This window comes from Actinoplanes sp. NPDC023936 (assembly GCF_040639325.1).
Lineage (GTDB): Bacteria > Actinomycetota > Actinomycetes > Mycobacteriales > Micromonosporaceae > Actinoplanes.
Genome location: NZ_JBEZZR010000006.1, coordinates 172196 through 188075 on the forward strand (window position 1 = coordinate 172196; position 15880 = coordinate 188075).

A 15880-nucleotide genomic window follows, 5' to 3' on the forward strand; every position below is an offset into this window, starting at 1 on the left:
GTCAGCGTCCCCTCGGCGCGGATGCCATCCGGGCCACGTCGCGCAGCACCAGGTCGAGGCTGCCGGCGCCGGCCCACGTCACCACCGGTACGCCGTGCTCACGCAACCTGCCGAGCACGTTCTCCCGCTCGATCCGCCAGAGCCGGCTGGCCGCGGGCGTCCACTGGTTGCGCACCGGCGGGGCGGCGTCCGTCGGCAGCGTGTCGACCGCCACGGTGTAGCGGCCGGACTGGGTGAGCTGGGCGAGCATGTCGGCGGCTCGCGGGTCGACGAGCGGGGTGAGCACCACCACCAGCGCGGACGAGGAGATGTGGTGCGGGACCACGAAGCTTTCCTCGACCGGGTCGGCGCGCACGTCGAGCAGCCATTCCAGCACCGTGAGGTACTGCCGGCGGCCGGACGCGGCGCGCAGCCGCCGCCCGGACGCGCCGTACTCCAGCAGCGAGACCCGGTCGCCCCGGTGCAGGTAGTGCTCGGCGATCGCGGCCGCCGCCCGGACCGTGGTGTCCAGGACCGACGAGCTGCCGCGCACGCCACCGGCCAGGCCCACCTCGCCGAGGACGTCGAGCAGGAGCAGCACCTCCGCGTCCCGGTCCGACAGCGTGTACGCGACGTGCAGGTCACGGGTCCGCAGCGAGACCCGCCAGTCGATGCGGCGCAACCGGTCACCGGGCGCGAACTGCCGCACACCGGCCAGCTCGCCGCCCTCGCCCGGCCGCCGGGACCGGTGCGCGCCGACCAGACCGGCCGCGGCCGGCATCGCCTCGGTCGCGTTGAACGGCTCGGTGACCGGGTAGACCCGCACCCCGCGGGCCGGCGTGACGATCGGGCGGCAGGCGAGCAGACCACCGCAGGCCGCGGCCCGGGCGGCGGCCGGGCCCACGTCCTGCCGCCCCCAGCGCAGCGCCTCGCCGGGCAGGTCGATCGCGGCCCAGCCGTCCGACGGCACGGTGATCGCGAACGGCCGGTCGGCGTGCCGCAGCCGCAGCCACGGCGAGGTACGCGTCCGGACCACCACCAGGTCGTAACCGATCACGTCCGGGTTCGCCACGGTGATCCCGGCCTCGACCTCGCCGCCCTCGACGATGTGCTCCTCGTCGGCGGTGATCGTCACCTCCGGCACGGCTTTCGGCCGGCGGTGCAGGTTGATCGCCGCGCCGATCGCGAACGGCGCCGCGAGCAGCACCAGGTCGACGCGGCCGAGCGCCACCCCGAGCAGCAGGAGCAGACCGGTGAGCAGCACCGTCCGCCCGAGTGCCCGGGTCGGCACCCAGACTCCGGCAGTCGGCTCAGTCATGCCGCGCGTACGTCGGGAGCGCCCCGCTGGCCGGCGCCGGCACAGCGGTGAGCACCTCCTGAACCACGAACGACGGGTTCACCTGGCGCAGCCACATCTCCGGGCGCAGCGTGATCCGGTGCGCGAGCGCCGGCACCGCCACGTCCTTCACGTCCTCCGGCACCACGTAGTCCCGGCCGGCCATCGCGGCCCGGGCCCGGGCCAGCAGCAGCAGCGCGAGCGAGCCACGCGGCGACGAGCCGACCAGCACCGCGCCGTGCTCGCGGGTCGCCGAGGTGAGCGCGACGATGTAGCGCCCGATCGAGTCCTCGACCGCGACCGACTCGCAGGCGGCCTGCATCAGCTGCAGGGTGGGCGCGTCCACCACCGGGGTGAGGGAGGACTCCTCCTGCCGCCGGGACATCCGGCGGCGCAGCACGTCCCACTCCTCCTCGGCGGTCGGATAGCCGAACGACACCCGGAGCAGGAACCGGTCCAGCTGCGCCTCGGGCAGCGGGTACGTCCCCTCGTACTCGATCGGGTTGGCGGTCGCGAGCACGTGGAACGGCGGGTCCAGCCGGTAGGTCACGCCCTCGACCGAGACCTGCTTCTCCTGCATCGCCTCGAGCAGGGCGGACTGGGTCTTCGGCGGCGTCCGGTTGATCTCGTCGGCGAGCAGCATGTTGGTGAAGACCGGGCCGGCCCGGAACGCGAAGTCGCCCTTGCGCTGGTCGTACAGGAACGAGCCGGTGACGTCGGCCGGCAGCAGGTCGGGAGTGAACTGCAGGCGGCGGAAATCGAGCCCGAGCGACTGCGCGAAGCACCGCGCGGTCAGTGTCTTGCCGAGTCCTGGCAGATCCTCCAGCAGCACGTGCCCGCCCGCGAGGATGCCGGCGAGCACCAGCTCGAGCGATTCCCGTTTGCCGACCACCACGGTGCCGACCGAGTCGAGGACCGCTCCGGCCAGCCGCTCGACCTCGTACGGGGGAAGAGCCTGCGTCACCGGCCCACCTTTCTCACAGTCGTTCCATCTCAGAGTCGTTCAAGAGCGTCTAACAAAGTCTCGACGTCACGTCCGCGGAGCCCGTGACGCCCCGGCGCGTCCAGCGCCGTCCACAACGGCTCACCGAGCAACTCCCGGGCGCGGCGCGGGTCGCTCGCCCGGGTGATGCCGTGCCGCAGCCGCAGACGTTCGTCGGTGAGCTCGGCGAGCACCGGCAGAACGTTACGCGCATACAGATCCGGGTCCGAGTGGGCCTGCTCCAGGTTGCGCTCCCAGCGTTTGACAGCGAAGCGCAACGAGTCCGCGGTGGCCGGGGCATTCTTGCCGATCTTGGAGCGCAGCTTCGGCGCGGGTGGTGGCGCGACGACCGACGTGGCGTGCACCACCAGGCGCAGGCCGAGCAGGGCGGCGACGATCAGCAGCAGCGGGACGCCGACCCCGCCGGCCCGCAGACCGGCCACGATCACCACGGTGGCCAGGACGACGGCCGCGGCCTCGCCGATCAGCCGGGGAATCCGCGAGCGGGGCTTCTTCGCGGCCGGCGCGGCCTCGTCCCCGGGCGGCTCGTAACTCGCGCCGAAGAGATCGTCCAGTCCCCCGTCGATGCTCACACCGACACCCCGCCCAGGTCGGCACGGAGACGCTCCAGAGCGGACCTCGCCTGCTGGCGCATCTGATCGTCCACGGTGTGCGTGGCATAGCGCGCCTCGCGGTACACCTCCAGCAGCGCCGCCAGCACCTGGGCGTCCACCCGCTGCTCGGCGAGCAGCCGTCCGACCAGGTCGGTGGGGCTGTCACCGGGATGCCGGGGCGTGCCGGCCGCGGCGGCCGCGTCCTCCAGCCGCACCCAGCAGGCGATCACCGCGCGGCGCGGGTCGCGGTCGGTGTCGGAGAGCTCCTCCAGACCCGCGTCGAGCGCCGCCACCAGATCCTCGGCGGTCCGCGGCTGGCGGCGGGAACCGAGCCGCCCGGTGCGCCGGCCACGCCGTTTCAGATAGTCGTGCGCCAGCGCCCAGGAGAGCAGCACCACCATGCACACCACCACGAAGCCGAGCACCGCGAGCGCCGCGTCACCGGCCCAGCCGGGCAGGCCGCGGGCCGCCTCGGGCACGGCCTCCGGAGAAGCGCTCGGCTCGGCGGCCGGCTCGGTCCGGGGTGGCAGCAGCGGCGGTGCGGTAGTGGTCGGCGTCGCGTCGGGCGTGATGTGATCCAGCTGAGGCGCGGAACGGGTTGCGGCCAGCGAGATCACGAAAAGCAGTGAGACGACGGCGGCCAGCGGCCACCATCGGCGCAGTGCGGTGAGGTCCATGCGGGGGCTCAGATCCGTGGCTCAGGGAGGTTTGCGGCTCAGGTGAACTTCGTCAGAGCACGAATCATGCCAGGCCCGCACGAGCCTTCGCACGGGCGAACACCTCGTCGAGCATCGCGGGGGTCAGCCGGCCGGTGAACGTGTTCTGCTGGCTGACGTGGAAACAGCCGAGAAGATCCGGCGCGCCGGGGAGGATCACCTCGGCGCCGTGCCCGAATTTGGGGCGGGGGACGGGCGGGCGCAGGCCGTACACGCTGCGGAGGGCCGGCCACCACGCGGCCCAGGCGAACGCACCCAGAGCGACCACCACCCGCAGTGTGGGTCTGATCAGTTCCAGCTCGCGACGGAGCCAGGGCGCGCACGTGTCGCGCTCCTGCGGCGTCGGTTTGTTGTCCGGCGGGGCGCAGCGGACCGCCGCGAAGATCCGGGTGTTCCGCAACTGGAGACCGTCGTCGATGGAGACGCTCGTCGGCTGGTTCGCCAGGCCGGCGCGGTGCAGCGCGGCGAAGAGCACGTCCCCCGAACGGTCACCGGTGAAGATCCGCCCGGTGCGGTTACCGCCGTGTGCGGCCGGCGCGAGACCCAGGATCGCGATCTCGGCGTCCGCGGGGCCGAAGCCCGGAATCGGCCGCCCCCAATAGGTCTGGTCCCGGAAAGCGGCCCGCTTGGTCACCGCGACCTCGGTCCGCCAGCTGACCAGTCTCGGACAGGCGAAACAGTCCGCGATCTCGGCGTCGAGCACGCTGAGTGACGCGGCCGAGGCCGCTTTCGCTTCAACTGCTTCGGGGGTACGCGGGGAAGCGCCGGACGGGAGCATCCGATCAGCACAACATTCGGGGCTGAGCGGTGTGCACCCGGGGCGGCGCTTCCCTCGTTTCGTTCGTCGGCGGTGGCGGTTCGCCGTTGGCATTACCGGTCGCCGTTGGCATTACCGGTCGCCGTTGGCCTTACCGGCCGCCGGTGGTGTCAGCGCGCCGGTCAGTTCGCCTTCAGGCAGAGCAGGTAGCCGTCGCCCTCGTCGCTGGCGATCACGGCGCCCTCGCCGCCCGCGGACAGCTTCTCCTCGAAGGTCTTGTCGCACGCCGTGCTGTTCACGTCGGTGACCTTCTCCACCCGGCCGAGGACGGTGAACTTGGCGTCCGCGGAGGAACAGTCGACGATCTTGGCTTTCACGTCGGTCGCCTGCTCGCCGAGGTCGTCACCGACCGAGATGCAGTCGCCGACCTTGGCCTCGGCGGTCGGGTCCTTCGACAGCAGCGCGCCGAGGCCACCCTTGATCACCGCGATGATCAGGAAGACGGCGATGACGCCGAGGATGCCGAGGGCCTTCTTGCCCTTCTTCTTTTCCGGCTCGGGAGCCGGCGGGAACGCGGGAGCGTCACCCGTGCCGGGCTCGCCGAAGCCGCCCTGCTGCGGGAAACCGCCCTGTTGCGGGAAACCGCCCTGCTCGGGGTAGCCGCCCTGCTGCGGGTAGCCCGGTGCGGCCGGCTGGCCGTAGGCGGGAGCGGCCTGCTGCGGGTAGCCACCCTGCTGCGGGTAGCCCTGGGGCTGACCGCCCTGCTGCGGGTAGCCCGGCTGCTGGGGGTAGCCGCCGCCCTGCTGCGGATAACCCGGCTGCTGGGGGTAACCCGCCTGCTGGGGGTAACCGCCCTGCTGGGGGATGCCGCCCGGCTGCGGCTGCCCGTAACCCGGCTGCGGCTGGCCGTAACCCGGCTGCTGCTGCGGGTGACCCGCGGGCGGGTAGCCGCCACCGGAAGGAGGCGGGTAGGCGCCGCCGGGCGGGGTCGGCACAACCGGGTCTGTCATGGGTCTTCCTCTCGCGGGGCACGACCGGAAAATCGGTCGCCGGCGGCTGAGAATAGCGACCGCCGTTGCCCCGGCGCGACCCCGTTACCAGGTCTTATTCACGACTGGGTGAGGCATTGACGACACCCGGTGCGGAGGGTGACGCCGCCGGTTCCGTCGGCGACGGTCCCTGCGGGAAACTCGGCTCCGGCGTGGGCACGCCGCTCCCGTTCCGGAACGGCGCCTGGTCCGGGCAGTACGGGTAGCCCCGGGAACGGCTCGCGCTCCAGTTGCCGGTCGCCGCGTCGATGCAGCCCGGCTCACCGAACTGGATCGGGTTGCCCCACTGGTCGTAGAGCTGCGCGTTCTCGACCAGTTTGCCGTTGCCGTCGTAGACGAAGACGTCCTGGACGTCGCTGTACTGGCTCACGTAGTCGACGCTGTCGACGCTCATGGAGCCGTCCCGCCGGGACGCCGAGTCCAGCTCGAAGAACCCCACCACCGCGAAGATCACCAGGGCTGCGGTACCGCCGCGGAGCAGCAGGCGAGGCATCCGCGCGGCCGGCTCGCCGCGACGGCCCAGCCAGATCGAACCGGCCACTGTCGCCGCGAGCAACAGCACGGCGGCCAGGTCATCGCCACCGAGCCGGGGCAACAACCCGAGCCGCTGGTTGCCGTCGAACATGTAGGCGAGAGCCATCGCTGCCAGGTAGCCCCGCAGCACCCACCAGGCGGGGCGCAGCAGCACGAGGAAGTCGCTCGCTTTCCCGTACCCCAGCAGGGGCCCGACCCGGACGTCGGCCCGCCGCGTCGCCGCGCCGGCGCGGTCCCGCAGATCGCGCATCTGCCCCCGCAGGCCGCCCCCGGAACTCGCCGGATCCGCGACGCCGGTGTCGATGCCCGCGCTCGCGATCAGCTCAGCGGCGTAGGCCGACGGCGAGCCGAGCCGCTCGGTCAGCGTGCCACCGCCCTCCGCGAGCACCTCGGCGAGATGCTCGGGAAGATCCTCCAGCAGCTCGTCGCGGGCTGCGGCCGGCAGACCCCCGAGCGCCTGCCGAACCTCCTCCACGTAGCCGCCGATCTCGTCCTGTGCCGTCAGGTTCACGCCGTCCCCCGTCGCTCGCGAAGCAGATCGTCCATGATCGATGCGAAGCCCTGCCAGATCTTGCCGGACCGCTGCAATTCCGCACGGCCGGCCGCGTTGAGGGCGTAGTACTTCCGGTGCGGGCCCTCGTCACTGGGCACCACATAGCTGTTCAGCAGGCCGCTGCCGAAGAGGCGGCGCAGCGTGCCGTAGACCGAGGCGTCACCGACATCTTCGAGACCGGCGGCACGGAGACGTCGCAGGATGTCGTAGCCGTAGCCGTCCTCGTCTTTCAGGACGGCCAGGACGGCCAGGTCTAGCACGCCTTTGAGCAGCTGGGTCGGATCCACGCGGAGCACACTACTGCGCAATGCGAAGTACCGTCAACAGCGAGATACGCACTCCCCCAGCGGCGCGGGACGGCGCGGCGCGGGACGGCGCGCGTGCGGTGGGTGGGACGGTGGTCAGGGGGCGGCTAGGCCGAAGGCTATGCCGTCGAGGATGTCGTGTTCCGAGGCGATCACCGTCGCGTGGCCGGAGCGCTCCACGATCACCCGCTCGATCAGCGCACCGGCGCCGATCACATCGGCCCGGCCCGGGTGCATCACCGGCAGGGCGCGGCGCTCCGCGACGGTCATCCCGAGGAGTTCGGACGTCACCCGGGCGACGTCCGCAGCCTCGATCCGGCTGTGGTGGATGCGCGAGGAGTCGTACCCGGGAAGGTCCAGAGCGAGAGCCGCGACGGTCGTGACCGTCCCCGCCAGACCGACCAGAGTCCTGGCCTGCGAGGACCCGACGGCGGCGAGCGCCGTGTCCACCGCCGCCGTGATGTCCGCCTCCGCCGCGGCGATCTCGGCGGGCGTGGGCGGGTCGCTGTGCAGGTGGCGTTCGGTCATCCGGACGCAGCCGATGTCCATCGAGATGGCGTGTTCGACGCCGGTCGTGCCGGTGACGAACTCGGTGGAGCCGCCGCCCAGGTCGAAGACGAGGTAGGGGCCCGGCACGTCGAGGCCCTGCACCGCGCCGAGGAAGGAGAGCGTCGCCTCCTCCTCGCCGGTGATCACTTCCGGATCGATGCCGAGGACACCGCGGACCATGTCGCGGAACTCGTGCGCGTTTCCGGCGTCGCGGGTGGCCGAGGTGGCGCACATGCGCACCCGGGTCACGCCCAGTTCGGCGATCTCGGCGGCGTAGCCGAGCAGCGCCTTGCGGGTGCGCTCGATCGCGGCGGGGGCGAGCAGGCCGGTACGGTCGACGCCCTCCCCCAGCCGGACGATCTCCATCCGGCGGGCGACGTCGACGAGGCGCACGTCGGACCCGGACCCGGAAACGTCGGCGATCAGCAGGCGAATCGCGTTCGTCCCGCAGTCGATGGCAGCCACTCTCATAGGTGCAACAACATCCTCTTGTTTCCCAACGTGTTGGGCTTGACCCGCTCCAGATCGAGGAACTCCGCGACACCCTCGTCGTAGGAGCGCAGCAGCTGCTCGTAGACCGAGTGCGGCACCGGCGCCCCGTCGATCTCGGTGAACCCGAAGGAGCCGAAGAAGCGGGTCTCGAAGGTCAGGCAGAAGACGCGGCGGACGCCCAGTTCGCGGGCCTGGTCGAGCAGCGCGGTGACGATCTTGTGGCCGATCTTCTGGCCGCGGCGCGAGGGGTCGACCGCGACAGTGCGGATCTCGGCGAGGTCCTCCCACATGACGTGCAGGGCGCCGCAGCCGACGATCGTGTCGTCCTCGTCGGCGGCGACCCAGAATTCCTGCACCGACTCGTAGAGCGTGACGGTCGCCTTGCTCAGCAGCCGCCGGTCGCTGGTGTAGGCGTCCACCAGGGCCCGGATGGCCTTGACGTCACCGGTGCGGGCGCGCCTGACGATCATGCCGGCCCGGCGAGAGCGATCTTGGAAGGCTCGGACGGAGCGATCTTGGAAGACTCGGACGGAGCGATCTTGGAAGACTCGGCGGCGGCGATCTTGGAAGACTCGGCGGCGGCGATCTTGGAAGATTCCGCAGGGGCGATCTTGGAAAGCGTGCAGGATCCGCCGGACCAGTACGGCCCGATCGCGTCCCGCACCTCGTCGCCGAACGGGTTCACGCCCGGCCCGGCCGCCAGCGCGTGCCCGAGGTGGACGTGCAGGCACTTCACCCGGTCGGGCATCCCGCCGGCGGAGACGTGCGCGATCTCCGGGACGTCCTCGATGGCGGTCCGCCGTTCCAGGTAGTCCTCGTGCGCCGCCCGGTACCGCTTCGCCAGCTCCGGGTCGGTGCTGAGGCGTTCCTGCATGTCCCGCATCACGCCGGCCGACTCCAGGCGGCTGCACGCGGCGGTGGCGTGCGGACAGGTCAGGTAGAAGAGCGTGGGGAACGGCGTGCCGTCGTCGAGGCGGGGCGCGGTCTCCACCACGTCCGGGTTGCCGCACGGGCAGCGGTGCGCGATCGCGCGGGTGCCGCGCGGGGGACGGCCCAGCTGGGCCGCGACGATCTCGAGATCGGCGGGGGTTGGTGCTTCAGACATCAGTTCGCGGGCTCCGCATTCGCGGCTTGGACGCTGCTCCACAGCGTGTCGTACCAGCGGTCCGGAGCGGCCGCCGGCGCTTTCTCGTCGGCGTCGCGAGCGGCGCCCGCCGCATCGTAGTAAACGAGCAGCGGCGTCTCACCGGGACGGACGTAGAAGTATTTCTCCCGGGCCTGGATGCGCAGGTACTCGTCGTCCTGCCACTTCTCCAGCTCCTTGGCGGTCTCAGCGATCTCGGCACGCTGTTTCGCCTGGTCGTTCTCCATCTGCGCGATCTGCGTCTCCTGCTCGAGGTAGACCCGCAGCGGGTAGGTGTAGGCGAGCGCGAGAGCGACGAACACCGCGATCAGGATGGTGGCCCGGCCGGTCAGCGCGCGCGGGCGGGGTGCGTGGGTGCGCTTGGCGGCTTCGCCGCTTTCACTGCCCGAGGTACGCCGTGACGACGGCGCCCGGACCGGCCCGGTGTTACGCGTCCTGGCTTTCGTGCTGGTCGTGGCCCGCGTGCTGGACGAGGGAGACCGCCGAGCGGCACTGGGACGGCGGGCCGGGCCCTGCCCGCTCGGCAGGCGACGCTGCGTCATTACTGCCTCCCCGCTCGCCCCGTCCGGATTCGTGGCGCCCGGAACGAACCTACGTCGGTCGAACCGGGCGCCACAACTCCATGATCTGTCGCCGGTTCGTCAGCCGACGCGGTAACGCGGGAACGCGCCCGCACCGGCGTACCGGGCGGCGGTCTCCAGCTGCTCCTCGATGCGCAGGAGCTGGTTGTACTTCGCGACGCGGTCCGAACGGGCCGGGGCGCCGGTCTTGATCTGGCCGCTGCCGACCGCCACCGCCAGGTCGGCGATGGTGGTGTCCTCGGTCTCGCCGGAGCGGTGCGACATCATGGTCTTGAAGCCGGCCCGGTGCGCCATGTCGACGGCGTCCAGGGTCTCGGTGAGCGAACCGATCTGGTTCACCTTGACCAGCACCGCGTTGCCGGCGCTCTCGGCGATGCCGCGGGCGATGCGCTGCGGGTTGGTGACGAACAGGTCGTCGCCGACGATCTGGAGCTTGGTGCCGAGCTCGGCGGTCATCGCGCTCCAGCCGGCCCAGTCGTCCTCGGACAGCGGGTCCTCGATCGAGACGATCGGGTAGTCGGCGGCGAGCTTCGCGTAGTAGGCGATCATCTCGTCGGTCGACTTCGGGGTGCCCTCGAAGACGTACGACCCGTCCTTGTAGAACTCGGTCGCGGCGACGTCCATGGCCAGGACGATGTCGGTGCCCAGGTTGAAGCCGGCGGCCTGGACGGCCTCGGCGATCAGGTCCAGCGCGGCGGCGTTGGCCGGCAGGTTCGGCGCGAAGCCGCCCTCGTCGCCCAGGCCGGTCGAGAGGCCCTTCTTCTTCAGCACGCTCTTGAGCGCGTGGTAGACCTCGGCGCCGGTCCGCAGCGCCTCGCGGAAGGTCGGCGCGCCGATCGGGGCGATCATGAATTCCTGCACGTCGACGTTCGAGTCGGCGTGGGCGCCACCGTTGACGATGTTCATCATCGGCACCGGCAGGACAGCGGCGTTCGGGCCGCCGACGTAGCGGAACAGCGGCAGCTCGGCGGAGAGCGCGGCGGCCTTCGCGACGGCGAGCGAGACGCCGAGGATCGCGTTGGCGCCCAGCTCCGACTTGGTGTCGGTGCCGTCCAGGTCGAGCATCTTCTGGTCGATCAGGCGCTGCTCGCTCGCCTCGTAACCGATCAGCTCGTCCGCGATCTTGTCCTCGATGTTCGCGACGGCCTTCTCGACGCCCTTGCCCAGGTAACGACCCTTGTCGCCGTCACGCAGCTCGAGCGCCTCGAACGCGCCGGTGGAGGCGCCGGAGGGCACCGCGGCGCGGCCGACCGTGCCGTCGTCCAGGCCGACCTCGACCTCGACGGTGGGGTTGCCCCGGGAATCGAGGATCTCGCGGGCGACGATCGCTTCAATGGTGGCCATTTGTGGTGTCGCTCCCTAACAGTTGGACGAATACAGTTTCGGTCCGCGACCCTGCGGGCCGTCCACGGCCCTGAGCCTATCGAGTCGGGCAATGCGGCGTTCGCGGGGCCGGTCAACTTCGCACCCTGTTTACCTCAAACCAGCACCCTGGCTGCCGAACCGTTGGGCACTATGACTGGTGACCTCTTCCCCCTTGAGGGCTCGGCCTTCCTCGCTGAGGGCTCACGCCTGGAATTGGACAACGGCGAGGCCCGGATCCCCGGCATCCGGGTCGTCCGGGCCGCCGAGAAGGCCGTGACGCTCTCCCTCGCCCTCGACGACGTGCCGCCGCCGGGCGCCGCCGTGACCCTGCGCGGCGGGGGCACACCCCGCGGCCGGTACGCCGTCCGCGGCACCGTGACCAGCACCGATGAGAACCGGGTCGAGATCCGGCTGATCGGTGAGCCGGAGATCGAGCAGCTGCGGCACTACGTTCGCGGCGGCGGCGGTGAGAACGTTCTGCTGGTCCGCCCCGGCGAGGTGGAGGCGATCGGCTGGGTGCACGACATCAGCGAGAACTCGGTGCGTGCCCACTTCACCGACGTCGAGGTTCGGCCGGGGGCGCCGATGGTGCTGCGGGTGCAGCTCGGTGCGGACATCGTGGAGTTCCCGGCGGTCGCCACGAAGGTCAACGCGATCCGCCAGCGGGTGCCGTCCCGCGGCCCGCTGATGGTGGAGCTGGTCGCCGTCTTCGAGGAGGACGAGCGACAGGCGAAGATCATCCGCCGGTACGTGCTCCGGCAGCAGATGGCCCGGGCCCGGGCGGCCGCATCGGCGTGAGCCGCTTTCCGGCGCACCAATCGAATTGAATAGCGAATTGTGATGCCACGCGAATGGTGGTTCTCGAGTCGGTTATGAGATAACTCGATTGCGACGCGTCGATGAACTGAGCAAGGCTGTCCCTCGTGCCCTCCTCCTTCAGAGCCGCCGTCACGCTGCCGCTGGTCCTCGCCCTGGGATTTCTCGGCGGGTGCGGCGGGCAGGGTCAGGCCGGCGCGTCCGGCATGAGTGACAGCGCCCTCGTGCGGGAGGTCGCGTCACAGCTGGCCGGGGCCGGCAGCCCGGCGTACACCGCCACCTACCGGCTGGCCGGGGGCGCCACCGCGCGGGTCGTCCGGAGCCTCGCGCCGGATCGGATCGCCTACGAGTTCCCCGGCGGGCGGCTGATCAGCACGCCGGCGGCGGTGACCCGCTGCGCGGCGAACACCTGCACGGCCACCGACGCCTCCGGCGCGGGTGTGGCTCTGCCGGACGGCACCGGCCTGGTCACCGACGCCCAGGTGGTGGCGCTGCTGGAGGCGGCGGCCATCGACGAGCATCCGGAGGCCACCCAGCGGGACACCACTCTCGCCGGCCGGCATGCCACCTGCCTGGCACTGGCCGGCGTGGAGGCTGCCGAAGCGTCGTCGTTCGACGTGTGCGTGACGGTGGAGGGCACGCTCGCCAGTTTCCGGGCGGTGCTCGACGGGGACGAGGTGGACGTGGTGCTCAGCGAGTACACCGGAGAGGCGGAAGAGGGCGCCTTCCAGATCCCGGCGGGCGCGCGACTGATCGACCGCCGGGACAGGTGACGGCGGTCAGACCCCCAGCAGGGCGCGCAGGTGGCGCGGGGGCGGTGAGCCGTGCGCCAGCATCGCGTCGTGCCAGGCGCGGGGCGTCGCGCCGAACGGGCGGGCCGCCGCGATGGCCGCCACCTCGGTGTAACCCACGAAGTACGTCGAGAGCTGGGTCGACGTCAGCAGCGCGCGGCGCCACTTGCCGGCCGCCTCGCCCTCCTCCTGGAAGCCGCGGCCGGTCATCAGCTCCATGGCCTCGGCCTCGGACAGGTCCTCGCAGTGCACGAGCTGGTCGATGATCGCGTTGATGCTGGTCCGCAACCGCATCTTGAGCCGCTGCAGTTTCACCGGGAGACCGCCGAAGCCGAGGCTGGTCATCACGTCCTCCGCGTAGACCGCCCAGCCCTCGACGAACGGGCCGGAAAGGCCCAGCGAGCGGACCCGCGTCGCGGCCCGGAATCGGCGCGAATGCGCCAGCTGCAGAAAGTGCCCTGGCATCGCCTCGTGCACCGTCAGGTTCCGGATCAGATGGTTGTTGTACTCCCGGTAGAAGCTGCGCACCCGCTCGGCCGGCCAGTCCGCCGGGGCCGGGGCGATGCAGTAGAACGTCGGCACGTCGGCCGTCTCGAGCGGGCCGGGCGGATCGCAGTAGGCCACCGCGACGCCGCGGGCGAACTCCGGCATCTCCTCGATCACGCACGGGTCGTCGACGAGCGACACCACGTCGTGCTCCCGGACGAACGCGATCGCCTCGTCCATCGTCACCTTGGCCAGCCCGACGATGCTGTTGTCGTCGGGGTGCTCCGCGGCGAGCGCGTCGAGCGCGCGGCGGACCGTCTCGTCGGTGGCCGGGCCGCCGACCAGCTCGGCGGAGGCCACCCGCAGCTCCTCGCCCGCCTGGTCGAGGCTGGCCCGGGCCCGGGAGAGCACCTCGGACGCGGAGAGCTCGGTGTCGAGGGTGTGCCAGAGACGCGCCTCCCAGAGGCGGCGGCCCAGGCGCGGGTCACGGCCCGGCTCGCCGGTGTCGAGCAGGCCGCGCAGCCAGCCGTCGAACTCGCCGAGCGCGGCCAGCGCGGCGCCGGCCGCGGGGCGCACCACGTGGTCCATCCCGGGCTCCTCGGCGAGCAGGCCGGGCACCTCGTCACGGATCAGCGCGGCCGTGCCGGCGAACTGGCCGGCCGCGGTCTCGGCGTGGATGCGCGGCACGTCGCGCAGCACCGCGCGGGCCGTGGCGAGCGCGTCGGGAATCGCGGCGAGCCGCCCGGCGAGGCTGGTCAGACGCTCCTCGGCGGGCGCGAACGGGCGGGCCAGCAACGCGTGCAGCAGCGGGCCCGGATTGTGCTCCAGCGGGTTCCACTCGTGCTCGCGGACCTCGGTCAGCTCGAACGCTCCCCGCTCCACCAGGGCGGTCAGGATCGCGTGGTCGACCTGGTCCTCCGGGCCGAGCCCGTCGGGATCGACGCCGCTGAGCGCGTCACCGGCGTCGCGCAGCATGGCGACACGACCGGCCACCCCGGACCCGGACAGGTCGGGCAGGCGGTCGTCGAAACGATGGTCACCCGCGTAGGTCGCGGTTGCGGGGTCGCTCTCCAGGAGAGCGTCGACGATGCGCTCGGCGAGCGGCACGAACTCAGCCATGCCGAGAAAGTTACTCGGCGGGACTGACATTTTCCGCCGCACGCACGGCGTCGGCGTAGGCGAGAGCCGCTTTCCGCAGCTCGGCCTCCGGGTCCAGGCCCGCTTCGCGTGCCTCGGCGACCACGTTCAACAGCGAAGACCCGAGATCAAGAGCTTCCGGCAGGGGTACGGTCATGCCGCTCCGCCGTACCCGATGGAGAATCTTGGCCGCGAGCGAGAGCGCCGGCTGACTCAGCGCGATCCCGTCCAGGACGGACTCCCGTTCCTTCTCCGCCTGCTTGATCCGCTCCCAGTTGGCGGTGATCTCCTCGATGTCCCGGACCTGCTCGCCGGCGAACACGTGCGGGTTGCGCCGCACCATCTTCTCGACCAGCGCACCGGCCACGTCGTCGATGTTCCACCCGTGGCCGTCCGGCTGCTCCTCGGCGAGCCGCGCGTGCAGCACCACCTGCAGCAGCACGTCACCGAGCTCCTCACGCAACGCCGCCAGGTCGCCCGAGACGATCGCGTCGTACGCCTCGTAGCTCTCCTCCAGCAGGTAGGGGGCGAGCGTCTGATGCGTCTGCGCCCGCTTCCACGGGTCGCCGCCGGGTGAGACCAGCCGGTCCATCACGGTGACCGCGTCGAGCAGCCGGGCGCCGGGCGGGTCCCAGGAGCCGTACATCAGCTCGAGCTCGGCCAGCTGCGGCTCACGGGCCAGCCGCAGCCCGAGCTGCCGGGCGAACGCCTGGTCCCCGCCGGGACCGGCGAGCCAGACGGCGGCCGGCCGATCCCCGATCGCGTCGAGCAGGCCCTGGGCGTCGGTGTCGAGCACGGTCACCGCCACGCCGGCGGTCCGCAGCGCGGCGGCCTGCTCGCTCTCGGCGGCGGCGAAGACCGGGAACGCCCGGAGCGCGTCCCACGCCTCGGCGGTGAGCAGCCCGGCCGGCAGCCGCGGCGACGTGACGAGCAGGATGATCCGGCGGCTCAAGCGACGTCCACCACCAGCGGCTCCGCGCCCGGCTCACCGAACGGCACGCTGACCAGCGCGAACGAGCGCCCGGTGGTGCGGTCGGTGTAGGTGGCCAGCCCCAGCTCGATGTTCTCGTACCGTGGGCTGATCTCGACGTCGAGCTGGTCGACCACGCCCTCGATCTCGTCGCGCAACGCGAAGGCGCTCTGCAGCTCCTGCTTCTCGGCGGGCTGCAGGCCGGCCGCGAACTCGGCGAAGGCCGGCATGTCCACCTCGTTGTCGGCGAACCGCTGGTAGACGTTGCGCAGGTCCGCGTCGCTCGGCTGGGCGGCTGTCCGGGTCCCGGCGTTCTCCAGCAGGTACTGCCGGGTCAGCACGTTCTCGGTGTAGACCCGGGTCAGCTCGGCCGTCGCGGGCAGCCCGATCTGCTGGGCGACCTCGTCGTACGGCATCGCGCCGGGCACCGTCACCCCGCGCTCGCCGGCCACCCGGCCGTAGAGCTCGTGGGTGAGCAGCAGCCCGACGATGTCGGCGCGGGCGATCGGCATCCGCACCGGCTGGCCGTTCGCGGCCTTCACCAGCACGTCCTCGGTCTCGTCCCAGATCCGCTGTACCTGTTGCTCGGTGATGTGACCACTGTTTCCGATGTAGACGGCGACGGCCGGCTGGGAGCGGCAGGCGGAGAGCCCACCCACGGCCAGGGACGCGACGACAACGGCAGAGGCGAGTCGGCGGGCACGCAGCATGGTCATGACTGTCT

The 15880-nt window shown here is 71.7% G+C and carries 17 protein-coding genes and 1 pseudogene; 2 read left to right on the forward strand and 16 right to left on the reverse strand.

The genetic code is table 11. The annotated features are described in order from the left end of the window. Window position 1: 1 nt before the first annotated feature. The 13 genes and pseudogenes from AB0F72_RS11150 to eno form a co-directional block, all read right to left on the reverse strand. Window positions 2–1297: a DUF58 domain-containing protein gene (locus tag AB0F72_RS11150; protein WP_360428808.1), complete on the reverse strand. Its 1296-nt coding sequence runs from the start codon at window positions 1295–1297 to the stop codon at window positions 2–4. Beyond that, the gene (locus AB0F72_RS11155; protein ID WP_360428810.1) at window positions 1290–2279 is read right to left on the reverse strand and encodes a MoxR family ATPase; all 990 of its coding nucleotides are present in this window, start codon (window positions 2277–2279) and stop codon (window positions 1290–1292) included. The genes AB0F72_RS11150 and AB0F72_RS11155 overlap by 8 nt, the downstream gene beginning before the upstream one ends. A gap of 29 nt (window positions 2280–2308) precedes the next feature. Continuing rightward, entirely contained in the window at window positions 2309–2890 is a 582-nt protein-coding gene (locus AB0F72_RS11160; protein ID WP_360428813.1) for a hypothetical protein, read from the reverse strand. Next, complete coding sequence (locus AB0F72_RS11165) at window positions 2887–3588, reverse strand: DUF4129 domain-containing protein (RefSeq protein WP_360428816.1); 702 nt, start codon at window positions 3586–3588, stop codon at window positions 2887–2889. The genes AB0F72_RS11160 and AB0F72_RS11165 overlap by 4 nt, the downstream gene beginning before the upstream one ends. A 64-nt stretch (window positions 3589–3652) precedes the next feature. Beyond that, complete coding sequence (locus AB0F72_RS11170) at window positions 3653–4405, reverse strand: uracil-DNA glycosylase (RefSeq protein ID WP_360428818.1); 753 nt, start codon at window positions 4403–4405, stop codon at window positions 3653–3655. 161 nt (window positions 4406–4566) lie between these two features. Continuing rightward, window positions 4567–5394, reverse strand: coding sequence for a hypothetical protein (locus tag AB0F72_RS11175; protein WP_360428821.1), 828 nt, complete (start codon window positions 5392–5394; stop codon window positions 4567–4569). A 94-nt stretch (window positions 5395–5488) separates the two neighbouring features. Further along, window positions 5489–6478, reverse strand: coding sequence for a hypothetical protein (locus AB0F72_RS11180; RefSeq protein WP_360428824.1), 990 nt, complete (start codon window positions 6476–6478; stop codon window positions 5489–5491). Further along, a complete protein-coding gene (locus AB0F72_RS11185; protein ID WP_360428827.1) occupies window positions 6475–6807 on the reverse strand; it encodes a PadR family transcriptional regulator in 333 nt (110 codons plus the stop codon). Before AB0F72_RS11185 ends, AB0F72_RS11180 begins: the two co-directional genes overlap by 4 nt. Before the next feature lie 114 nt (window positions 6808–6921). Further along, window positions 6922–7845: a Ppx/GppA phosphatase family protein gene (locus AB0F72_RS11190; RefSeq protein ID WP_360428830.1), complete on the reverse strand. Its 924-nt coding sequence runs from the start codon at window positions 7843–7845 to the stop codon at window positions 6922–6924. Then, complete coding sequence (locus AB0F72_RS11195) at window positions 7842–8336, reverse strand: amino-acid N-acetyltransferase (protein ID WP_360428833.1); 495 nt, start codon at window positions 8334–8336, stop codon at window positions 7842–7844. The genes AB0F72_RS11190 and AB0F72_RS11195 overlap by 4 nt, the downstream gene beginning before the upstream one ends. 158 nt (window positions 8337–8494) lie before the next feature. Next, window positions 8495–8971: pseudogene (locus AB0F72_RS11200) on the reverse strand (DUF501 domain-containing protein); the annotation flags it as partial. Then, window positions 8971–9552: a septum formation initiator family protein gene (locus AB0F72_RS11205; protein WP_360428836.1), complete on the reverse strand. Its 582-nt coding sequence runs from the start codon at window positions 9550–9552 to the stop codon at window positions 8971–8973. The gene AB0F72_RS11205 and the pseudogene AB0F72_RS11200, both read right to left, overlap by 1 nt. 99 nt (window positions 9553–9651) lie before the next feature. Further along, window positions 9652–10935, reverse strand: coding sequence for a phosphopyruvate hydratase (eno, locus tag AB0F72_RS11210; RefSeq protein ID WP_360428839.1), 1284 nt, complete (start codon window positions 10933–10935; stop codon window positions 9652–9654). 171 nt (window positions 10936–11106) lie between these two features. Here eno and AB0F72_RS11215 point away from each other — a divergent pair, with 171 nt between their 5' ends. Both AB0F72_RS11215 and AB0F72_RS11220 read left to right on the forward strand, forming a co-directional pair. After that, entirely contained in the window at window positions 11107–11754 is a 648-nt protein-coding gene (locus AB0F72_RS11215) for a hypothetical protein (protein WP_360428842.1), read from the forward strand. Between the two features lie 125 nt (window positions 11755–11879). Next, entirely contained in the window at window positions 11880–12545 is a 666-nt protein-coding gene (locus tag AB0F72_RS11220) for a hypothetical protein (protein ID WP_360428845.1), read from the forward strand. Window positions 12546–12551: 6 nt separating this feature from the next. Here the strand turns inward: AB0F72_RS11220 and AB0F72_RS11225 are convergent, their stop codons facing one another. The 3 genes from AB0F72_RS11225 to AB0F72_RS11235 are packed head-to-tail and all read right to left on the reverse strand — an operon-like array spanning window position 12552 to window position 15872. Further along, entirely contained in the window at window positions 12552–14168 is a 1617-nt protein-coding gene (locus tag AB0F72_RS11225) for a DUF885 domain-containing protein (RefSeq protein ID WP_360428848.1), read from the reverse strand. Between the two features lie 10 nt (window positions 14169–14178). Further along, a complete protein-coding gene (locus AB0F72_RS11230; RefSeq protein ID WP_360428851.1) occupies window positions 14179–15138 on the reverse strand; it encodes a nucleoside triphosphate pyrophosphohydrolase in 960 nt (319 codons plus the stop codon). Next, window positions 15135–15872: a hypothetical protein gene (locus AB0F72_RS11235; RefSeq protein WP_360428853.1), complete on the reverse strand. Its 738-nt coding sequence runs from the start codon at window positions 15870–15872 to the stop codon at window positions 15135–15137. The genes AB0F72_RS11230 and AB0F72_RS11235 overlap by 4 nt, the downstream gene beginning before the upstream one ends. Window positions 15873–15880: the final 8 nt, after the last annotated feature.